This is a genomic window from Streptomyces cathayae, from assembly GCF_029760955.1.
In the GTDB taxonomy this organism is placed as follows: domain Bacteria; phylum Actinomycetota; class Actinomycetes; order Streptomycetales; family Streptomycetaceae; genus Streptomyces; species Streptomyces cathayae.
This window is the reverse complement of the sequence record NZ_CP121682.1, coordinates 4,315,880-4,333,564: the sequence shown is the minus strand read 5'-3', so window position 1 is coordinate 4,333,564 and position 17,685 is coordinate 4,315,880. Positions and strand designations below refer to the sequence as shown.

At 68.3% G+C, this 17,685-nt stretch carries 17 protein-coding genes and 2 pseudogenes; 8 read left to right on the top strand and 11 right to left on the bottom strand.

Annotated elements, in window-relative coordinates; genetic code table 11:
* Nucleotides 1-25: 25 nt before the first annotated feature.
* The 5 genes from rlmB to PYS65_RS19825 form a co-directional block, all read right to left on the bottom strand.
* Nucleotides 26-967: a 23S rRNA (guanosine(2251)-2'-O)-methyltransferase RlmB gene (rlmB, locus tag PYS65_RS19845; RefSeq protein ID WP_279335262.1), complete on the bottom strand. Its 942-nt coding sequence runs from the start codon at nt 965-967 to the stop codon at nt 26-28.
* Nucleotides 968-1,158: 191 nt separating this feature from the next.
* Nucleotides 1,159-2,565, bottom strand: a complete 1,407-nt coding sequence (gene cysS / locus PYS65_RS19840; protein WP_279335261.1) for a cysteine--tRNA ligase — start codon at nt 2,563-2,565, stop codon at nt 1,159-1,161.
* A 75-nt stretch (nt 2,566-2,640) separates the two neighbouring features.
* Nucleotides 2,641-3,216 (bottom strand): 2-C-methyl-D-erythritol 2,4-cyclodiphosphate synthase, encoded by a 576-nt coding sequence (ispF, locus tag PYS65_RS19835; RefSeq protein WP_387038142.1) that lies wholly within the window; start codon nt 3,214-3,216, stop codon nt 2,641-2,643.
* Nucleotides 3,206-4,003, bottom strand: a complete 798-nt coding sequence (ispD, locus tag PYS65_RS19830; RefSeq protein WP_279335260.1) for a 2-C-methyl-D-erythritol 4-phosphate cytidylyltransferase — start codon at nt 4,001-4,003, stop codon at nt 3,206-3,208. The genes ispF and ispD overlap by 11 nt, the downstream gene beginning before the upstream one ends.
* A 477-nt stretch (nt 4,004-4,480) precedes the next feature.
* Complete coding sequence (locus tag PYS65_RS19825; protein ID WP_042168913.1) at nt 4,481-4,963, bottom strand: CarD family transcriptional regulator; 483 nt, start codon at nt 4,961-4,963, stop codon at nt 4,481-4,483.
* Nucleotides 4,964-5,680: 717 nt separating this feature from the next.
* Here PYS65_RS19825 and PYS65_RS19820 point away from each other — a divergent pair.
* Complete coding sequence (locus PYS65_RS19820; protein WP_279335259.1) at nt 5,681-6,346, top strand: copper chaperone PCu(A)C domain-containing protein; 666 nt, start codon at nt 5,681-5,683, stop codon at nt 6,344-6,346.
* Between the two features lie 127 nt (nt 6,347-6,473).
* Here the strand turns inward: PYS65_RS19820 and phoP are convergent, their stop codons facing one another.
* A complete protein-coding gene (gene phoP / locus PYS65_RS19815; protein WP_465269202.1) occupies nt 6,474-7,145 on the bottom strand; it encodes a two-component system response regulator PhoP in 672 nt (223 codons plus the stop codon).
* Nucleotides 7,146-7,150: 5 nt separating this feature from the next.
* Nucleotides 7,151-8,533: a two-component system sensor histidine kinase PhoR gene (phoR, locus tag PYS65_RS19810; RefSeq protein ID WP_279335258.1), complete on the bottom strand. Its 1,383-nt coding sequence runs from the start codon at nt 8,531-8,533 to the stop codon at nt 7,151-7,153.
* A gap of 269 nt (nt 8,534-8,802) precedes the next feature.
* Between phoR and phoU the strand changes: the two genes are divergently transcribed.
* From phoU to PYS65_RS19795, 3 genes are all read left to right on the top strand, one after another.
* Nucleotides 8,803-9,504 carry a phosphate signaling complex protein PhoU gene (gene phoU / locus PYS65_RS19805; protein ID WP_279335257.1) on the top strand — a complete coding sequence of 234 codons (702 nt, stop codon included), beginning with the start codon at nt 8,803-8,805 and terminating at the stop codon, nt 9,502-9,504.
* Nucleotides 9,505-9,631: 127 nt separating this feature from the next.
* Entirely contained in the window at nt 9,632-9,793 is a 162-nt protein-coding gene (locus tag PYS65_RS19800) for a hypothetical protein (protein WP_279335256.1), read from the top strand.
* A 132-nt stretch (nt 9,794-9,925) separates the two neighbouring features.
* The gene (locus PYS65_RS19795; RefSeq protein ID WP_279335254.1) at nt 9,926-10,177 is read left to right on the top strand and encodes an SCO4226 family nickel-binding protein; all 252 of its coding nucleotides are present in this window, start codon (nt 9,926-9,928) and stop codon (nt 10,175-10,177) included.
* A 31-nt stretch (nt 10,178-10,208) separates the two neighbouring features.
* Here PYS65_RS19795 and PYS65_RS19790 read toward each other — a convergent pair whose 3' ends face one another.
* Nucleotides 10,209-11,489: an MDR family MFS transporter gene (locus tag PYS65_RS19790; RefSeq protein ID WP_279335253.1), complete on the bottom strand. Its 1,281-nt coding sequence runs from the start codon at nt 11,487-11,489 to the stop codon at nt 10,209-10,211.
* 150 nt (nt 11,490-11,639) lie between these two features.
* Between PYS65_RS19790 and PYS65_RS19785 the strand changes: the two genes are divergently transcribed.
* Complete coding sequence (locus PYS65_RS19785) at nt 11,640-12,401, top strand: phosphoglyceromutase (protein WP_279335252.1); 762 nt, start codon at nt 11,640-11,642, stop codon at nt 12,399-12,401.
* Nucleotides 12,402-12,488: 87 nt separating this feature from the next.
* Here the strand turns inward: PYS65_RS19785 and PYS65_RS19780 are convergent, their stop codons facing one another.
* The 3 genes and pseudogenes from PYS65_RS19780 to PYS65_RS19770 form a co-directional block, all read right to left on the bottom strand.
* A complete protein-coding gene (locus tag PYS65_RS19780) occupies nt 12,489-12,671 on the bottom strand; it encodes a hypothetical protein (protein WP_279335251.1) in 183 nt (60 codons plus the stop codon).
* Nucleotides 12,672-13,193: 522 nt separating this feature from the next.
* Nucleotides 13,194-13,352 (bottom strand): annotated as a pseudogene (locus PYS65_RS19775) (site-specific integrase); the annotation flags it as partial.
* A 38-nt stretch (nt 13,353-13,390) separates the two neighbouring features.
* Nucleotides 13,391-14,673: pseudogene (locus PYS65_RS19770) on the bottom strand (ISAs1 family transposase).
* Nucleotides 14,674-14,947: 274 nt separating this feature from the next.
* Between PYS65_RS19770 and PYS65_RS19765 the strand changes: the two are divergent.
* Genes PYS65_RS19765 through PYS65_RS19755 form a run of 3 tightly spaced genes read left to right on the top strand, consistent with a single transcriptional unit; the run spans nt 14,948 to nt 17,565 of the window.
* On the top strand, nt 14,948-16,300 hold the full coding sequence (locus tag PYS65_RS19765) for a ParB N-terminal domain-containing protein (RefSeq protein WP_279335250.1): 1,353 nt from the start codon (nt 14,948-14,950) through the stop codon (nt 16,298-16,300).
* A complete protein-coding gene (locus PYS65_RS19760; protein WP_279335249.1) occupies nt 16,297-17,214 on the top strand; it encodes a DNA adenine methylase in 918 nt (305 codons plus the stop codon). The genes PYS65_RS19765 and PYS65_RS19760 overlap by 4 nt, the downstream gene beginning before the upstream one ends.
* 30 nt (nt 17,215-17,244) lie before the next feature.
* Nucleotides 17,245-17,565: a GIY-YIG nuclease family protein gene (locus tag PYS65_RS19755; RefSeq protein WP_279335248.1), complete on the top strand. Its 321-nt coding sequence runs from the start codon at nt 17,245-17,247 to the stop codon at nt 17,563-17,565.
* Nucleotides 17,566-17,685: the final 120 nt, after the last annotated feature.

Here is a 17,685-nt window from a genome sequence, read left to right as displayed (position 1 = left end):
GTGGGTGATGGCGTCGAACGCCCGTTCAGGCCCGGCGGCGTGCCGCCTCGTACAGCACGACTCCGGCCGCCACACCGGCGTTGAGCGATTCGGCGCCGCCCGGCATCGGGATCCGCACCCGGACGTCACAGGTCTCGCCGACCAGTCGGGACAGTCCCTTGCCCTCGCTGCCGACGACGATCACGACCGGGCCCGCCAGCGCGTCCAGTTCGCCGATCTCGGCCTCCCCGTCGGCGGCCAGCCCGACGACCGTGATCCCCGCCTTCTTGTACGCCTCCAGGGCGCGCGTCAGGTTGGTGGCGCGGGCGACGGGCGTACGGGCGGCGGCGCCGGCGGAGGTCTTCCAGGCACCGGCGGTCATCCCGGCGGCCCGTCGCTCGGGGACGATGACGCCGTGGCCGCCGAAGGCGGAGACGGAGCGGACGACGGCGCCCAGGTTGCGCGGGTCGGTGACTCCGTCGAGGGCGACGATCAGCGGGTCCCGGCCCTCGTCGTGGGCGCCCGCGACGAGGTCCTCCGGATGCGCGTACTCGTACGGCGGGACCTGGAGGACCAGGCCCTGGTGGTTCAGCCCGTTGGTCATCCGGTCGAGTTCGGGGCGGGGGGCCTCCATGAGGTTGATGCCGCCGCGCTCGGCCGCGAGCTGGAGCGCCTCGCGCACCCGCTCGTCGTTGTCGATGAACTGCTGGACGTACAGCGTGGAGGCGGGCACGCCCTCGCGCAGCGCCTCGACGACGGGGTTGCGTCCGACGACGAGTTCCGAGGTCGAGCGGCCGCCGCCGCGCCGCTGCGGGGCGCGTCCGGCGGCGCGGCGCGCCTTCGCCTGGGCGGCGCGCTGCTTGGCGTGCCCCTTGCGCATCTCGGCGGGGGGCGTGGGCCCCTTGCCCTCCAGGCTCCGGCGCCGCTGGCCGCCGCTGCCGACCTGCGCGCCCTTCTTGCCGGACATGCGGCGGTTGTTCGCGGCCATGATCTACCCGTCTCCGTGAAGTCGTCCGTGCGGTCCTGCGTACGGGCTGGTGTGCGTCCGTCCGCAGGCACCCACACGTGCGTGCGTGTGTGTTACGTCTGTGAAGTGTGCCGTCCGAAGGCCCGGACGGCACAACCCGATCTTGGGGAACCCGGAGAACCAGGAGGTTCCGGGCGGCTCCCCCGTCTGCCTCAGCGCGGGCCGAGGCTCCAGCGCGGTCCCTGCGGGCCGTCCTCGATGACCAGCCCGGACTGGCCGAGCTGGTCCCGGATGGCGTCCGCGGTGGACCAGTCCTTGCGGGCGCGGGCGGCCTCGCGCTGGTCGAGGACCATGCGGACGAGGGTGTCGACGACGCCGTTCAGTTCCTCGCCGCGGTCGCCGTCGCCGGCCCAGTGCGCGTCGAGGGGGTCCAGGCCGAGGACCGCGAGCATGGCGCGCACCTCGGCGAGGCGGGCGACGGCCGCTTCCTTGTCGTCGGCGGCCAGCGCGCTGTTGCCCTGCCGGACGGTGGTGTGCACCACCGCCAGGGCCTGCGGTACGCCGAGGTCGTCGTCCATGGCCTCGGCGAAGGCGGGCGGCACCTCGGCGGCCGGCTCGACGGCGCCGGGCGTGCCGGTCAGCTCGCCCACCCGCTGGATGAAGCCCTCGATCCGCGCGAACGCGGACTCGGCCTCCCGCAGGGCGTCCTCGCTGTACTCGATCATCGAGCGGTAGTGCGGGGTGCCGAGGTAGTAGCGGAGCACGATGGGCCGCCAGCGCTTGACCATCTCGGAGACCAGGACGCTGTTGCCGAGCGACTTCGACATCTTCTCGCCGCTCATGGTGACCCAGGCGTTGTGCACCCAGTACCGGGCGAACTCGTCGCCGTAGGCCTTGGCCTGGGCGATCTCGTTCTCGTGGTGCGGGAAGACCAGGTCGAGGCCGCCGCCGTGGATGTCGAAGACGGTGCCGAGGTACTTGTGGGCCATCGCCGAGCACTCCAGGTGCCAGCCGGGACGCCCGCGGCCCCACGGTGTCTCCCAGCTCGGCTCGCCGGGCTTGGCCGCCTTCCACATGGCGAAGTCGCGCGGGTCCCGCTTGCCGGTCTCGCCCTCGCCGGAGGGCTGGAGCAGGTTCTCGAGCTCCTGGTTGGACAGTTCCAGGTACTCGGGGAACGAGGTGACGGCGAAGTAGACGTTGCCGTCGGCCTCGTAGGCGTGGCCGCGCTCGATGAGGCCGCGCATCATCTCGACCATCTCGGTGATGTGGCCGGTGGCGCGCGGCTCGTAGGTCGGGGGGAGGCAGCCGAGGACCTGGTAGCCGTCGGTGAAGGCGCGCTCGTTCTCGTAGCCGATGGACCACCAGGGACGGTTCTGCTCCGCGGACTTCGCGATGATCTTGTCGTCGATGTCCGTGACGTTGCGGATGAACGTCACCTCCAGGCCGCGGTACTCGAACCAGCGGCGCATGATGTCGAAGTTCAGCCCCGAGCGGATGTGCCCGATGTGCGGTGCCGCCTGCACGGTGGCACCGCACAGGTAGATCGAGACGCACCCCGGCCGAAGCGGGGTGAAGTCACGGATCTGCCGGGCGTTGGTGTCGTACAGGCGAATGGTCACCCCTCCAGGGTAGTCGGCCCGGGACGGTGCCCCGTGCCCCTTTACCGGCCCGTGTCGTCCTCCCGGCCCGGGGCGTCAGCCGGTGTGGACGACGAGGGCGGTGGCGACGGCCATCAGTCCTTCGCCGCGGCCGGGGAACCCGAGTCCGTCGGTGGTGGCGCCGGAGACCGACACCGGGGCGCCGGCGGCCTCGGTGAGGATCTGCTGGGCCTCGTCCCGGCGCTTGCCGATCTTGGGCCGGTCCCCCACGACCTGCACCGCGACGTTGCCGATCCGGAAGCCGGCCGCCCGCACGATCCGCGCGGCCTCGGTCAGCAGGGTCACACCGGAGGCGCCGGACCACTCGGGCCGCCCGGTGCCGAAGTGCTGTCCCAGGTCACCGAGGCCGGCGGCGGAGAACAGGGCGTTGCAGGCGGCGTGGGCCACGACGTCGGCGTCGGAGTGCCCGGCGAGTCCGGGGCCCTGGCCCTCCCACTTGAGGCCGGCGCACCACAGCTCCCGGCCGTCCTCGAAGGCGTGGATGTCGGTGCCGATGCCGACCCGCGGGAGCACCGGCAGGGGCTCGGGGTGCGACTCGGAGGCCGACGCGAAGACCGATGCGGAGTCCGGCTCGGAGGCCAGGGGCTCGGAGGTCAGGGGTTCAGAAGCCATCGTTGAGCCTCCTGCGGGCCAGGACCGCCTCCGCGAGGACGAGGTCCAGGGGGCGGGTCACCTTGAAGGCCTCCTCGTGGCCGGGGACCGTGACGACGGTCCGGCCGAGCTGCTCGACCATGCTCGCGTCGTCGGTGACGTCGTCGGTCACCGTCTCGTGCGCGTGCACCAGGGTGGCCCGGTCGAAGCCCTGCGGGGTCTGCACGGCGCGCAGCAGGGACCGGTCGGGGGTGGCGACCACGGGCTCCGGCTCGCCGGGGGCGGCCGGCTCGACCTGCTTGACGGTGTCGGCGAGCGGCAGCGCCGGGACCACGGCGGGGGCGCCCTCGCGGACGGCCGCGACGACGGCGTCCACGGTGTCCACGGGAACCAGCGGGCGGGCCGCGTCGTGCACCAGGACGATGTCGAAGCCGGGCGGCAGGGCGTCGAGGCCGAGCTTCACCGACTCCTGGCGGGTCTCCCCGCCGGGGACGACGACGAAGTCGGTGCGGTCGGGCAGCGCGTACGCGTCGAGCAGTGTCCTGACCTCCGCGGCGCCCTCCGGCGGGGCCACGACGACGACCAGGGAGACGGCGCGGGAGGCGGCCATCGCCCGGATCGCGTGGATGAGCATGGGCGTGCCGCCCAGCGCGCGAAGCGCCTTGGGGGCTCCCGGTCCGAGGCGCACGCCCCGGCCGGCGGCCGGGATCACGGCCGCCGTGCGGGCGGTCGCAGGGCCGGTCGCAGGGTCGGACACGGGGCCGGACACGGGGTTCGGCGTCGGCGGAAGGAGGGGTTCGTCAGACATCGGTTCCTGTCAGGTTGGTGTGCTCGGCCCGGGGAGTTTGACGACAGGGCCGGGGTGGGTATGGCCTGGGCGTAGCCCCTGCTCCCGGAGCGGGGGGAGTGCCGGGCGTACCGCCTTGACCAGCCCCTTCCGTGACTCTGGTCGGGCCGGCCGCCCGGACCCGCACGCCAGGGGCGGGGACACGCGTGGTGACACGTTCCCGGCGCGGCGCACGGACCGGGAAGCACTGCGGGGTGCGGCACAGGAGCGTGCGGCACCGGAGTGCGCGGCGCAGGGATGTGCGGGGCGTACCGAGCGGGTGTGTACGGCGCAGGGGTGCGGCGCACGGACCGGCTGCGGAGTACGGGCGCTGTCCGGATACGGACATGCCGCAGCGCCCGGCGACATCACATCCGTCATCGGGCACCGCGGCAGTTCGACGCACTTCGATGTACGTACTGGCGACGTGAAAGCTCCGCCTGCTTCGTCCGTCTCGCCTTACGAGGCGAGAACCTCGTCGAGGAGAGCCTCGGCCTTGTCCTCGTTGGTCTTCTCCGCGAGGGCGAGTTCGCTGACCAGAATCTGGCGCGCCTTGGCGAGCATGCGCTTCTCACCGGCGGAGAGTCCGCGCTCACGCTCGCGACGCCACAGGTCACGCACGACTTCCGCGACCTTGATGACATCGCCCGAGGCGAGCTTCTCCAGGTTTGCCTTGTAACGACGGGACCAGTTCGTGGGCTCCTCGGCGTACGGTGCGCGCAGCACCTCGAAGACCCGGTCCAACCCGTCCTGACCGACCACATCACGTACGCCGACGAACTCCGCATTGTCCGCTGGCACACGCACCGTCAGGTCACCCTGGGCGACCTTCAGCACCAAGTAGGTCTTGTCCACGCCTTTGATCTGGCGAGTTTCGATAGCCTCGATCAGCGCGGCCCCGTGATGGGGATAGACCACGGTGTCGCCAACCTTGAACGTCATGTGACAGGTACCCCTTCCGTGGCTATCCAGGGTAACACGGATACGACGTGTTCTGAATGACGTTTTCGCAGGTCAGGGCCATTCTCGGGGCTTGACAACAGCATCAGGAACGTGCTGTGACCACTGAGCGGAAGCATGTATTCGCAGGTCGGAGGGGCCCTCGAGGGCAAGGGAAACGCGTACGGTACACGCATCCGGAGGCCTCGGCAGGTGGCGAAACGTACCCATATGTCCACCCCCAGGCGCTCGAGTTCCGCTACTCCGTTCGGTGTGCACGGCAGGGTTCCGGCCGAATCCGGAATTGATCACACGCCCTCCGGGAGGAGCGGCCGGTGATCAATTTCCGGACCGCCCCGGCATTTCCCGGTCCGCCGCCGGATTCCTTCACGAAATACGCGCCTCTCCGAGAAGGTGCCGCGGACGAGCCCGGCCGCACTTATGTGAATGTCGGAGGAGTGCGTGCCCGAAGTGACCGGCGAGTCACTTACTCGAGTCACTTACGCAAGCCGCCACGCTCCCCGTGGACGTTCGCGGAAACGGCCGGTGATCGAGTGACGGCCGCGGTCCGCGCGCGCCTTCCCGGGGGAACACGGGCCTCACAGGGAGGGTCGGGTGCGGGTCCGCGGGAACGGCTCGATAGCCTGAGGCCGCTGACAGACACTTAAAGGCGGCCGACCGGTCGCCGCCGCTCGCTCGAGTCAAGGAGTTGCCGCCGTCGTGAGCAGCAGCCTTCGACGCGGTGCCATCGCCGCCGCCGCCATCGCGTTCTCAGTCGCCTCGCTCTCCGCGTGCACGTCTGGCAACAACGCCCAGTCCCTCCAGATCCAGCCGGACAACGCCGCGACGTCCGTGGGCGACATCAAGGTCCAGAACGCCATCGTCGTCACCCAGCCGGACCGCGAGTCCACGGGCCCGGCGGTCGTCGCCGCGACCCTGTTCAACGAGGGCCGCACCGACCAGACGCTGGAGTCGATCACTCTCCCCGGCACCGGCAAGACCGTCGCGCTCACCCCCGCCGAGGGCGGCAGCCTGACCGTCCCGGCCGGCGGCTCGCTCATCATCGGCGGCCCGGGCAACGCCTCCGCCGTCCTGCCCAGCAGCCGTGAGGCCGTCCAGGACGGCAACGCGCAGCCGGTCACGTTCACCTTCAGCAAGACCGGTGACGTGAGCCTGCGCGCGTTCGTCCACCCGGCCGAGGCCTTCTTCAGCGAGTGGGGCCCGAGCGAGATCCCTGCCGCGCCCGGCGCCCCGGCACAACCGTCGGCGGAGTCGTCCGACGCACCCGCCGACGACGCCTCGGGCACGCCGGACGACTCCGCGACCTCGGAGCCGGCGGGCACCCCGTCCGACGCGGCCTCGGCCAGCCAGTCGGCCGGCAGCTGAACAACGGCGGCACAGCCGCACACGACGGTGGGCGGGATCCCTGCGCAGGGATCCCGCCCACCGTCGTACCGAAGAAAACGCCGGCCACGGGTGCCGGGCCACGGCCGCCCGTGGCCCGGCCGAGGTCTCAGGGCTCGAACTTGTAGCCCAGCCCCCGGACCGTCACCAGGTAGCGCGGTGCGCCCGGGTCCGGCTCGATCTTGGCGCGCAGCCGCTTGACGTGGACGTCGAGGGTCTTGGTGTCGCCCACGTAGTCGGCGCCCCAGACCCGGTCGATGAGCTGCATCCGGGTCAGCACGCGCCCGGCGTTGCGCAGCAGCATCTCCAGCAGGTCGAACTCCTTGAGCGGCAGGTCGACCTTGGTACCGCTCACGGTGACCACGTGCCGGTCGACGTCCATGCGGACCGGACCGGCCTCCAGGGCCGCGGGGGCGACCTCCTCGGGCTCGCCCCTGCGGCGCAGCACGGCGCGGATACGGGCGACCAGTTCGCGCGAGGAGAACGGCTTGGTGACGTAGTCGTCGGCGCCTATCTCCAGGCCGACCACCTTGTCGATCTCGCTGTCCTTGGCGGTCACCATGATGACGGGGACGTTGGAACGGCCGCGCAGCTGGCGGCACACCTCGGTGCCCGGCAGGCCGGGCAGCATCAGGTCGAGGAGGACGAGGTCGGCGCCGTTGCGCTCGAACTCGTCGAGGCCGTCGGGCCCCGTGGCCGCGACGGCGACCTCGAAGCCCTCCTTGCGGAGCATGTACGACAGGGCGTCGGAAAAGGACTCCTCGTCCTCGACGACGAGCACTCGGGTCACGGAAGGACCTCCGGGGAGGGAAGCGTTTCGTACGCGGATGGATCGGAAGTGCGGGGGGATGAGGGGGTGGACCCTCCGGCCTCGTCCTCGAGGTCTTCGGGTTCGTCCCGGCGGGACGACGGGGAGGTGCGGTCGCGGGTGGGGGCCGCGGCGGCCTCGGGAAGCCGCAGGGTGAACGTGGAGCCCTGGCCTTCGGCGCTCCACACCGTGACCTCCCCGCCGTGCGAGGCGGCCACGTGCTTGACGATCGCGAGGCCCAGACCCGTACCACCCGTGGCGCGGGAGCGGGCCGGGTCGACGCGGTAGAAGCGCTCGAAGACGCGCTCCTTCTCCTTGTCGGAGATCCCTATGCCCTGGTCGGTCACGGCGATCTCGATCAGGGCCCCGCCCGACTGGGCGACCCTGCGGGCCGCTATGCCGACCCGGGTGCGGGCGGGCGAGTAGTTGACGGCGTTCTCGACGAGGTTGCCGAGGGCGGCGGCGAGCTGGCCGCGGTTGCCCCACACGCGCAGGTCGGCGGCGCTCGGCAGCTGCCCGCCGCCCTCCTGGTCGGACCCCGCGAGCCCTTCGCGCCCCTCGATCTCCTCGAGCCCGCCGGGCGCCCACACGTTCGAGGCCATGGTGATCTGCTTGGTGCCCGCCGCGTGGCGGCAGCGGTCGACGGCCTCGGCGACCAGTTCGTACACGGGGACGGGTTCGGCGTCCTCGAGCGGGTCGTCGTTCTGGACGCGGGAGAGGTCGATGAGCTCCTGCACCAGATTGGTGAGGCGGATGGCCTCGCCCTGCATCCGGCCGGCGAAGCGCTCCACCGCCTCGGGGTCGTCGGAGGCGTCCATGACGGCTTCGGAGAGCAGGGAGAGCGCGCCGACGGGGGTCTTGAGCTCATGGCTGACGTTGGCGACGAAGTCGCGCCGCACCGCCTCTATGCGGCGGGCCTCGGTGAGGTCCTCCACGAGCAGCAGGACGAGCCGGGAGCCGAGCGGTGCCACCCGCGCGGAGACGGCGAGGGCCTCGCCGCGCCCGGTGCCGCGGCGGGGCAGATCCAGTTCGACCTGCCGTATCTCGCCGTCCCGCCGGGTGTCGCGGGCCATCTGCAGCATGGGTTCCACGGCGAGCTTGCCGCCGCGGACCAGCCCGAGGGCGTACGCAGCGGAGCTGGCCTTGACCACGCCGTCCGCCTCGTCCAGGACGACGGCGGAGGAGCGCAGCACGGAGAGCACGGTGTCCACGCCCGGCGGAAGCACCGGGTCCGTGTGCAGCGAGGAACGCGTGGGGCGCCGCTGTTCGCGCTCGCTGAAGCGGAACGCCAGCACGGCGATGGCGCCGGTGAGCAATCCGGCGATCGCCGCCGCTGCGGCGACCGCCGCGTTCACGTCCATGTGTCCAGGTTAGGCATGCGCCGAGCAGTGGCCACAGCCACGGGAGGACAAGCTCGAACACTCGTCGCTCAGAGTTCACCTTGGAGCCAGGGTTGGTTCATTTGGGGTGGCGGAACCGGACGCGTAAGGATCGGAACGTGGGAGCGTGGAGTTTCGCACCGTCGGTCGCGCGGGGTTCGCGCCGTCGACTGCGTGGCGGAGCACCCGCCCCGGAACCCCACGGGAGCCCGGCTCCCGAAGCCCCGAGTAGACGTACGAGAGGAACCCTGATGCGGGACGCGTACCACGAGGAACTGGATTCGATCGGCGACAGTCTGGTGGAGATGGCCCGACTGGTCGGGTCGGCGATCGGACGCGCCACGACCGCCATCCTCGACACCGACCTGAAGCTCGCCGAGCACGTGATCGAGGCCGACCAGAAGGTCGACGAACTGCAGCACGACCTGGAGGCCCGTGCGATAGCCCTGCTGGCGCGCCAGCAGCCGGTGGCGACCGATCTGCGGATCGTCGTGACCTCGCTGCGCATGTCGGCCGATCTGGAGCGGTCCGGCGACCTGGCCCAGCACGTGGCGAAGCTGGCCCGGCTGCGCTTCCCGGAGCGCGCGGTCCCGCACGACCTGCACGCGACCATCCTGGAGATGGGCCAGCTGGCCCAGCGCCTGATGGCCAAGGCGGCCGAGGTGATCATCACCAAGGACGTCGACCTGGCGCTCCAGCTGGAGCAGGACGACGACGAGATGGACCTGCTGCACCGCACCCTCTTCCAGCACCTGATGGACGACCGCTGGAAGCACGGCATCGAGACGGCCGTCGACGTGACGCTGCTGGGCCGCTACTACGAGCGCTACGCCGACCACGCGGTCTCGGTCGCCAAGCGGGTGGTCTACCTGGTCACGGGCGAGCACGCGGACGAGATCCAGCCGGACGTCCAGCCCGACATCCAGCCGGTGCCGGGGGCCCAGGAGGCCTGACCGAACCGCGTGGGGGAGCGCGGGAACCGGCCGAAAGCGCGCATGAGCCCCCGATGCGCCGTTGATGCGCCCGCTGGAACGGGCATCCAATGGACATAGGCACGGCGCCAGTCTCGAGGAGGGACCCATGGCCGATTCCCCCAGCTCCCCCGGCACGACGCCCGATCCCACGCAGGAGCGGGAGACGGAGCAGCCCGCCGAGATCAGGAGCCTGCCCCTGGTCGCCGCGTGCGGCTGCGGCTCCGGCTGCAGCTGTGGCTGCCAGTCGGGCAGCCCCTGCCAGTGTTGAGCACGCCCGTTCGAAGGCCCCGGCGACCGCCGGGGCCTTCGGTGTGCCGGGCGGCCGGTGCGGGCGCAGCATGGAAGTACGCACGCCCCGAGTCGGTACGTACGGCCCGGAGTGGGAAGGAGGTACGCGGCCATGACCCAGTTCATGGACATCCATCACGGCATGCAGGGCATCACGGCGGACCAGTTGCGGCAGGCGCATGAGGCCGACCTCGCGATACAGGAGGAGGAGAGCGTCTACTTCCGGCAGGCCTGGGCGGACCCGGACTCCGGCACGATCTACTGTCTCTCGGAGGCACCCTCCGCCGAAGCGGTGCAACGCATCCACGAGCGCACCGGCCACAAGGCCGACGAGATCCACGCGGTGCCGCTGATGGTGCAGTAGGCGGACCGGACCCAGCCGGAGGCGGCGCCCCTCAGGGAGCACTGACCTCCGGCGCCTGCTGAACCCCGCCGGCCTTGCCCCCGTCGGCCTTCTCCTCGCCGGTCGCGGTCTCCTCGGTCGGCAGACCACGCATCAGCAGCCCGTACCCGAGGCCGGCCACGGTGCCGATGACGGCGCACAGGCCCCACAGCCACCGCGCCCCGAACCGGTCGATGACGAACCCCGACATCAGCGGGGCGACGAGCGCGGCGACGGCCCAGGACATCGTGTACATGCCCTGGTAGCGCCCGCGCCCGTGGGTCGGCGACAGCCGGACGACCAGCCCGGTCTGGGTGGGCGCGTTGACGATCTCGGCGAGCGTCCACACGCAGACGGTGAGGGCGAAGACGCCGACCGACCCGGCGAAGGCGGTGAGGCCGAAGCCGTACCCGGCGAGGAGCGAGGAGATCACCAGCAGCCGTCCGGGGTCCCGGTGCTCGATGAACCGGGTCACCGGGATCTGCAGCGCGACGATCAGCACACCGTTGACCGCGATGGCCATGCCGTACTCGGCCGGGGTGAACCCGGCCGCACCCATCGCGACGGGCAGTCCGACGGACCCCTGCATGAAGATCAGCGCGACGAGGAAGGAGAGCCCGACGACCCCCATGAACCGTCCGTCCCGCAGGACGGTCCCCAGCCCCACGGAGTCCTCCCGCGCCTCCTCGGCACTCCGCACGGGCTTCGACTCGGGGAGCTTCACGAAGACGACGACGGCGCACACCATGGTCATCACGGCCTCGACGAGGAACCCGGCGAGGTAGCTGTACTCGGCGATGAACCCGGCAGCCGTGGCGGAGACAGCGAAGCCGAGGTTGATGGCCCAGTAGTTGAGGGAGAAGGCGCGGATACGGTCCTCGGGCCGGACGATGTCGGCCATCATCGCCTGGACGGCGGGCCGGGACGCGTTGCTGGCCATGCCGACGAGGAAGGCGACGGCGGCGATGGAGACGGGGTCGCGCACGAAACCGAGGGCCGCCACGGACACGGCGGTGGAGGCCTGCGCGATGAGCAGCGTGGGCCGCCGGCCGATCCGGTCGGTCATCACCCCGGCGCCCAGCGAGGAGATCACCCCGCCGAGTCCGTGCACGGCGGCGACGAGACCGGCGTAGGTGGCGGAGTAGCCGCGGTCGAGGGTGAGGTAGAGCGCCATGAAGGTGGCGACGAAGGCACCGAGCCGGTTGACGAGAGTGCTCGTCCACAACCACCAGAACGCCGGGGGCAGTCCGGACACGGTCTCCCGCACCGCACGCCGGACACGGACGACGGACACCACGCAACCCCCGATGTAAGCACCTGAAACGGCGAGCACACCTTACAAAGGAACCGGAGGAGTCCACCACTCGATTAACGGTTCCCACCGACGGTCCGCCCGTCGAGCGGGGGGCACGGCCCGCTCATGGCTTCGATTACGCTCGGACCCATGGCCGACGCACCGTACAAGCTGATCCTCCTCCGCCACGGCGAGAGCGACTGGAACGCGAAGAACCTGTTCACCGGCTGGGTGGACGTCAACCTCACTCCGAAGGGCGAGAAGGAGGCGACACGCGGCGGCGAGCTGCTCAAGGACGCCGGCCTGCTGCCCGACGTGGTCCACACGTCCCTCCAGAAGCGCGCGATCCGCACCGCGCAGCTGGCGCTGGAGTCCGCCGACCGCCTCTGGATCCCGGTCAGCCGCAGCTGGCGCCTGAACGAGCGTCACTACGGCGCCCTCCAGGGCAAGGACAAGGCGCAGACCCTCGCGGAGTTCGGCGAGGAGCAGTTCATGCTGTGGCGCCGCTCCTACGACACCCCGCCGCCCCCGCTGGACACCGACGCCGAGTACTCCCAGTTCGACGACCCGCGCTACGCGACCCTCCCGCCGGAGCTGCGTCCGCGCACGGAGTGCCTGAAGGACGTCGTCGTCCGGATGCTCCCGTACTGGTTCGACTCGATCGTCCCCGACCTCCTGACCGGCCGCACGGTCCTGGTCGCCGCCCACGGCAACAGCCTGCGCGCCCTGGTCAAGCACCTCGACGGCGTCTCCGACGCCGACATCGCGGGCCTGAACATCCCGACGGGCATCCCCCTCTCCTACGAGCTCGACGCCGACTTCAAGCCGGTCAACCCCGGCGGCACCTACCTCGACCCGGACGCCGCCGCGGCCGCCATCGAAGCGGTCAAGAACCAGGGCAAGAAGAAGTAAGCGCCCACGAACAAGCCCCCTACCTGCGGTTCTTCCGCCAGGAGGGGGCTTGTTGCTGCCCTTGGGCCGTCGCTGGGCCGTGTTCGGTTACGAGCGAGGCTTCGTGAGGATCTTGACCTTCACCTGGAAGGCCACCAGGAACGCCGTCACAGCAGTGGCCACCATCGGTGCTGCGGACCAGGCACCGAGGGCGCCGATCGCGCCGCCGATGAGGATGAACGGGAGCTCTCGGGGAACCAGGTAGAGCGCGAGGCCAGGGCGTGACAACATGTCCTTCTCCAGTTGTGCGTTTCGGTATCCCGCTACGGATCTTCGCAATGCGCCAACGGAGACGAGAGCCACCCCAGGGCTGGGATGGCTTTCACTATTCGACAGGCAGGACGCTCCCCCCTTCCGAGGGAGCACCACAAATTCCCTGCTAAGCGTCTTCCTTGGGTGTCGTTCCACCCTCCGTTGGGGGTACGAGAGTCTTTCTTGGGTGGTGGACTTTACTTACTTCCATGGATGGAATCAAGTCTTCCTCGTGTGGAACGTCTTCCCAGGTGAGAGGGTTGCCGCCTGGAAACGTTTCCCCCTGGAAACCGACTCTGCAGTTGCCGCCTAGAAACGTTTCCCACTGGAAACCGACTCGACAGTTGCCGCCTGACGACGTAACACTGATGACTTATCTATCTACCGAGACAGACAGATAACGAGTCGGTTATCACTTCCCGTATAGCCATCACGGATACGGCTTCTAATGCACTTCACTAAACAGTGAAGTGGAATAGAGGTGGACTACGCCTAATCTGATCAGCTCTTGTCATAGATCTTGTGGACCGCTCTCCGGGTCCGCTCGCTACTGGTAGGCATCAGGTGCGCGTACACGCGGAGCGTCAGGCCCGGGTCCGAGTGGCCCAGGTACTCGGCGAGAGCCTTGATGTTCTCCCCCGCGTCCAGGAGCACCGAGGCGTCAAGGCCCCGGGGAGAGTCGCGTTCGCCCGGTTTGATCATGGGATGCCGTGGAGGGTGAGGATGGCTTCGGGGCGGGTGTGAGCGCGGCGGCCACTGGCGATGTTGGCCCAGCCGGCCCGGTGGAGGGCGGCGCGGGCCAGGTCGCGGAAGACACTCACGACGACGGGGGTGCGGTGGCGGCGGACCTGGCTCAGGTCCTCGCCGAAGACGACGTCTTTGGACCAGTGGACGGTGGATTCGATCATCCAGTGCCCGCGGGCCCAGGCGGCGATCTCGGCGGCGCCGGCCTGGTGGGCGGCGAGGTCGGTGACCGCGTAGACGGTCTCGGTGCTCCACTTCTTCGTGCCGAGTCGGCGACGCTTGCGGTGGATGCGTACGACCTGTTTGGCGTGCGGGAACAGCAGGTTGTCCACGCTGGCGACCTTGACCTCGCGTACTTCCTCACGGCCATGACCGCGGTCGCGGGAACGGTCTTGGACGGGTATCTCACGCCAGGGCAGCTTCGCCAGCTGGCGGGCGAGGGTGGGCTGGTTGTGCTTCACGGACAGCAGGTAGTGCGCTTTGCGCTGCTCCACGAGGTAGCGGGCATGGGCAGTCCGGGCGTGCAGGGCATCGACGGTGACGACCGTGTCGGTGAGGTCGGTATCGGCGATCTGGTCCAGCAGCGGGGCGAACTCGGGGATTTCGTTGGTTTTCGCGCCGATCTCACGCAGGGCCGCGGTCAGCGCGTCGTCGTGGCGCACCGCGCTGAGCACGAACACCTTCGATCCGTCGGCGCGTACCGCACCGCGCAGGCATTTACCGTCGACGGCGATCGCACGTCTGCGGATGCTCTGGTGGCCTGGACGGACGCGTCGGGCGGTGCGGTGGGCGCGGCGCTGTTCACGCTCGCGGGTGCCGTCCGGGTTCACCGGCGCAAGGGGTGCGGTGGCCAGAGCAGTCAGGTGGGCGAAGCCGGCCGCGGTCAGCGCCGCGGGATCGACCCTGGCAAACGCGTCACGCAGGGTGCGTTCACCCGGAGCGCGGTAGCGCCCGGCGAAGGGATCGTACGGGCAACCGAGCCTGGCCAAAACCTCCTGCTCACACCGCCGTGCCCATTCCGCGATGGAGACAAGGGAGTTGTGCCCGGCACAGGTCATCGCGCAGACGCCGACGGCGAGCAAGGTGGTCAGCTGGAAACGTCGCCCCGGCGGTCGCGTGGGTCGGGCACGCGGGCCAGGGCATCCAGGAGTCCGGGCGGCACGACCGCCGCCGGGCCGACGGGCGGGGGCGTCGTGACGGGCGCAGCAGCGGTGAGAGAAGATGAGGCAGCGGGCACGGCAACCTTGCAGATCGTGAAGCGTAGAGAACTCCATGATCTACAAGCGCCGTGCCCGCTCTGCGTCCGGAGCCCGCCACATGATCAAATCGGGCGAACGCGACTCTCCCCGGGGCCTTGCCCCGCCCCCCTTCAGCTCCGACGACCCAGATGACATGAATTTCAGCCATTGGCTGGAAATCATCGGTCTAGCTGCCAGAGAACACAGGAGGGTATGATCCAGATTTCATAAATGTGATGCACTGCCGGGGGGCGGGCTAGGACTATGAGTGGCATGAGGCAAGCAAGCATGCATGTGGCGTCTTTGGCGCTCGATGAGACAAACCCGCGGCACACACATCCGACCTCCAGCCTTGAGCAGTCCATTGCCGCTCTACTTGAGAACCATCCAGAGAAGCTTGTGCGGCTGGCACGGGACATCTCGCAGCATGGGGTTAACCCCACGGACCTGACCATCGTTCTCGTCGACGGAGACCGGAACGTGGTGCTCGAAGGCAACAGGAGAGTGGCAGCCCTCATGCTCCTCCACAACCCTGCGCTGGCTCCTACAGAAAAACTGCGGAAGCAGTTCGCCGCCATTGCAAGGAATGGAGAGGTGCCACGTCGACTCGCGTGCGTCATCGCAGAGAGCCGGATGCAGGCGGAGCATTGGATCAAGCTCAAGCACACCGGCGAGAACAATGGTGTAGGGACAGTCCCGTGGAACCCCGGCGAGGCCAGCCGGTTCAAGGGTCGGGCTACCCCGACAGAGAAGGCACGGCTGTTTATCGAAGCTGTGCACGCATGGTTTCCCGACGATCTCGAGTTGCTCGCCAACGCACGGATCGTGCGTGAAAAGCGGATCACGAATCTCGGCAGAATGATCGCCGACCCCACCGTCCGGAATCGACTCGGCATCTCCGTCGAGGGAGATGTCGTGCTGAGCAGTTTTCCGTCAGCGCGGCTTCACCCCATCCTTAGCCGGCTCTTCAGCGACCTAGCGGGTCCTGTGTCTGTGGACCAGATCTACTCCAAGAGGCAGAGGGAAGACTACCTGCAGGGCGTTGAGGATTACCTGCCGAAGCTGGCCGATCGGCTTGAGGAACCGGAGAAGTACTCCAAGTCCACCAACACCACTGAAGGCAACTCTAAGGTCAGTGTTGCCGATAATGACACCACCGAAGATAAGAAGCCGACCCGAAGGAAGCGGGCCGACTTCGAAAAAAGACTCTTCCAAGGTGTGAAGCTTCGGCATGTGAGCCTGCGGAGCTCTGAGGTGTTGGAGGAGGCCCAGCAGATCAAGATCGACGAGATGCCCAACGTGGCGTCTATTATGGTCAGGGCCGTGGTGGACATCGTGGTCACCGAGGTCTACGAGCAGCTGGGATGGCGGCGGAACAAGGACTCGCTCAAGGGTAGAATCGGCGCTGTCCTTCATCAGGTAGACCCAGAAAAGAACGAACCTCTCCTCGCGAACGCATGGAGACTCTCGCAGGAGGAAGACGGAGCCTTGGTACTGAAGACCCTCCACGCCTTCATTCACTCCTGGCAGAGCAACCCACTTACTTCCGAGGTGCGGAAATTGAGCCTGGCATACGGCCCCCTCTTGAACAAGGCTGACGAATTGCTTGAAAAGAAGAAGCGATGAGGTACATCAGCCCCCTCCGATACCCAGGAGGAAAAGCAAGGCTGGCCCCCTATATCGCACAGCTGATTGCGCGACAACGCCCGCGTCCCAAAGCTTATGCAGAAGCATTCGCAGGGGGCGCGGGCGCAGCTCTGCGTCTCCTCGTCGACAACAAGGTCGACCACATTTACATCAACGACCTCGACCCTGGCATCTCCGCCCTATGGCGATGCATTTTTGAGCATACGGAACAATTTGCTTCAGTCATTGAAACTGAAGAAGTAAGCATTGACGCCTGGCACCACCACTCGGAAATCTATCGAAATCCGGCCGGGAAAAGCGATATCGAGCTGGGCTTTTCCACCTTCTTTTTGAACCGATGCAATCGGTCTGGGATCCTGCGGGCTCGCCCCATCGGAGGACTCGATCAAACAGGCAAATGGAAGATTGACGCCCGATTTAATCGAGAGAACTTGATTGGCAGGATCCGCCACCTCGGCACCTACTCATCCCGCGTCACTTTGTCCGAGATGGACGCCCGTCATTTCATTAGCTCACTAGAACCTCAGAGTGACGACGTCCTTCTATACGTCGACCCTCCTTATCTGGTACAAGGGGATCGACTTTACATGGACTCCCTTGCAGACGCCGACCATCAGGAATTGGCCACCCTGCTGCGTCAGACGCCACTCCGATGGCTACTTACTTACGACGCGGACAAGCGGATCACAGAAAAGCTATACAAGGGCTTTCGTTGTGTCGAATTTAATATTCTACACACGGCTCAGATACAGCGCACTGGTGTCGAATATGCCATTTTTGGACACCGGCTCATCCTCCCTGAAGTAACCGGAATAATCGGTGAGGGCAACTACCGCTGGATGACCTCTAAACGCAAGCGCCTAGTCGAGCAACTAGAACTGGGCAAGGCGTAGCGAAGACGGCCTCAGTCGTCACAGTTGCGCTTGTCGCTGGGCCTCTCATGCCACCTCAAAGCCGTGGTCCGCAGGTGCGGCTCGGCGCTGCGCCTGCGCCGTGTAGGCAGCGGCAAGCGCCTGACCTTTGGCAAGGCAGGGGAAGCCACCCTCAGCCGCTGGATGGCCGAGAACGCCCGAGTGTGCTGGATCGAGCATGCCGAGCCGTGGGCCCTGGAGTCGGAGCTCATATCTCAACTCGACCTGCCGCTGAACCTCGACCAGAACTGCCACAACGCGTTCCATGACCGCCTCAAGAAGCTGAGGGCCCAAGCCCGCCAGCAGGCACGAGCGTTGCCCATCAGGGCATAGCCCGTCGCACTGACATCACCAGCTGACTGTGAGGATGTCGGTGGTGCTGCCCGAGGCGGTCTGACCCGCCGACTGACCGACGCACAGGCTGTCTTGTTGATGACATGTCGGCCGACTCGG

Bases quoted from the DNA above. Each gene is read 5' to 3' on its own strand.
- phoU (WP_279335257.1), top strand. From the start codon at position 8,803: ATGCGGGACGCGTACCACGAGGAACTGGATTCGATCGGCGACAGTCTG.
- PYS65_RS19785 (WP_279335252.1), top strand. From the start codon at position 11,640: ATGGCCGACGCACCGTACAAGCTGATCCTCCTCCGCCACGGCGAGAGC.
- PYS65_RS19780 (WP_279335251.1), bottom strand. From the start codon at position 12,671: ATGTTGTCACGCCCTGGCCTCGCGCTCTACCTGGTTCCCCGAGAGCTC.
- phoR (WP_279335258.1), bottom strand. From the start codon at position 8,533: ATGGACGTGAACGCGGCGGTCGCCGCAGCGGCGGCGATCGCCGGATTG.
- PYS65_RS19825 (WP_042168913.1), bottom strand. From the start codon at position 4,963: ATGACGTTCAAGGTTGGCGACACCGTGGTCTATCCCCATCACGGGGCC.
- PYS65_RS19800 (WP_279335256.1), top strand. From the start codon at position 9,632: ATGGCCGATTCCCCCAGCTCCCCCGGCACGACGCCCGATCCCACGCAG.
- PYS65_RS19760 (WP_279335249.1), top strand. From the start codon at position 16,297: ATGAGGTACATCAGCCCCCTCCGATACCCAGGAGGAAAAGCAAGGCTG.
- PYS65_RS19765 (WP_279335250.1), top strand. From the start codon at position 14,948: ATGAGGCAAGCAAGCATGCATGTGGCGTCTTTGGCGCTCGATGAGACA.
- PYS65_RS19795 (WP_279335254.1), top strand. From the start codon at position 9,926: ATGACCCAGTTCATGGACATCCATCACGGCATGCAGGGCATCACGGCG.
- ispF (WP_387038142.1), bottom strand. From the start codon at position 3,216: ATGGCTTCTGAACCCCTGACCTCCGAGCCCCTGGCCTCCGAGCCGGAC.
- rlmB (WP_279335262.1), bottom strand. From the start codon at position 967: ATGGCCGCGAACAACCGCCGCATGTCCGGCAAGAAGGGCGCGCAGGTC.
- ispD (WP_279335260.1), bottom strand. From the start codon at position 4,003: ATGTCTGACGAACCCCTCCTTCCGCCGACGCCGAACCCCGTGTCCGGC.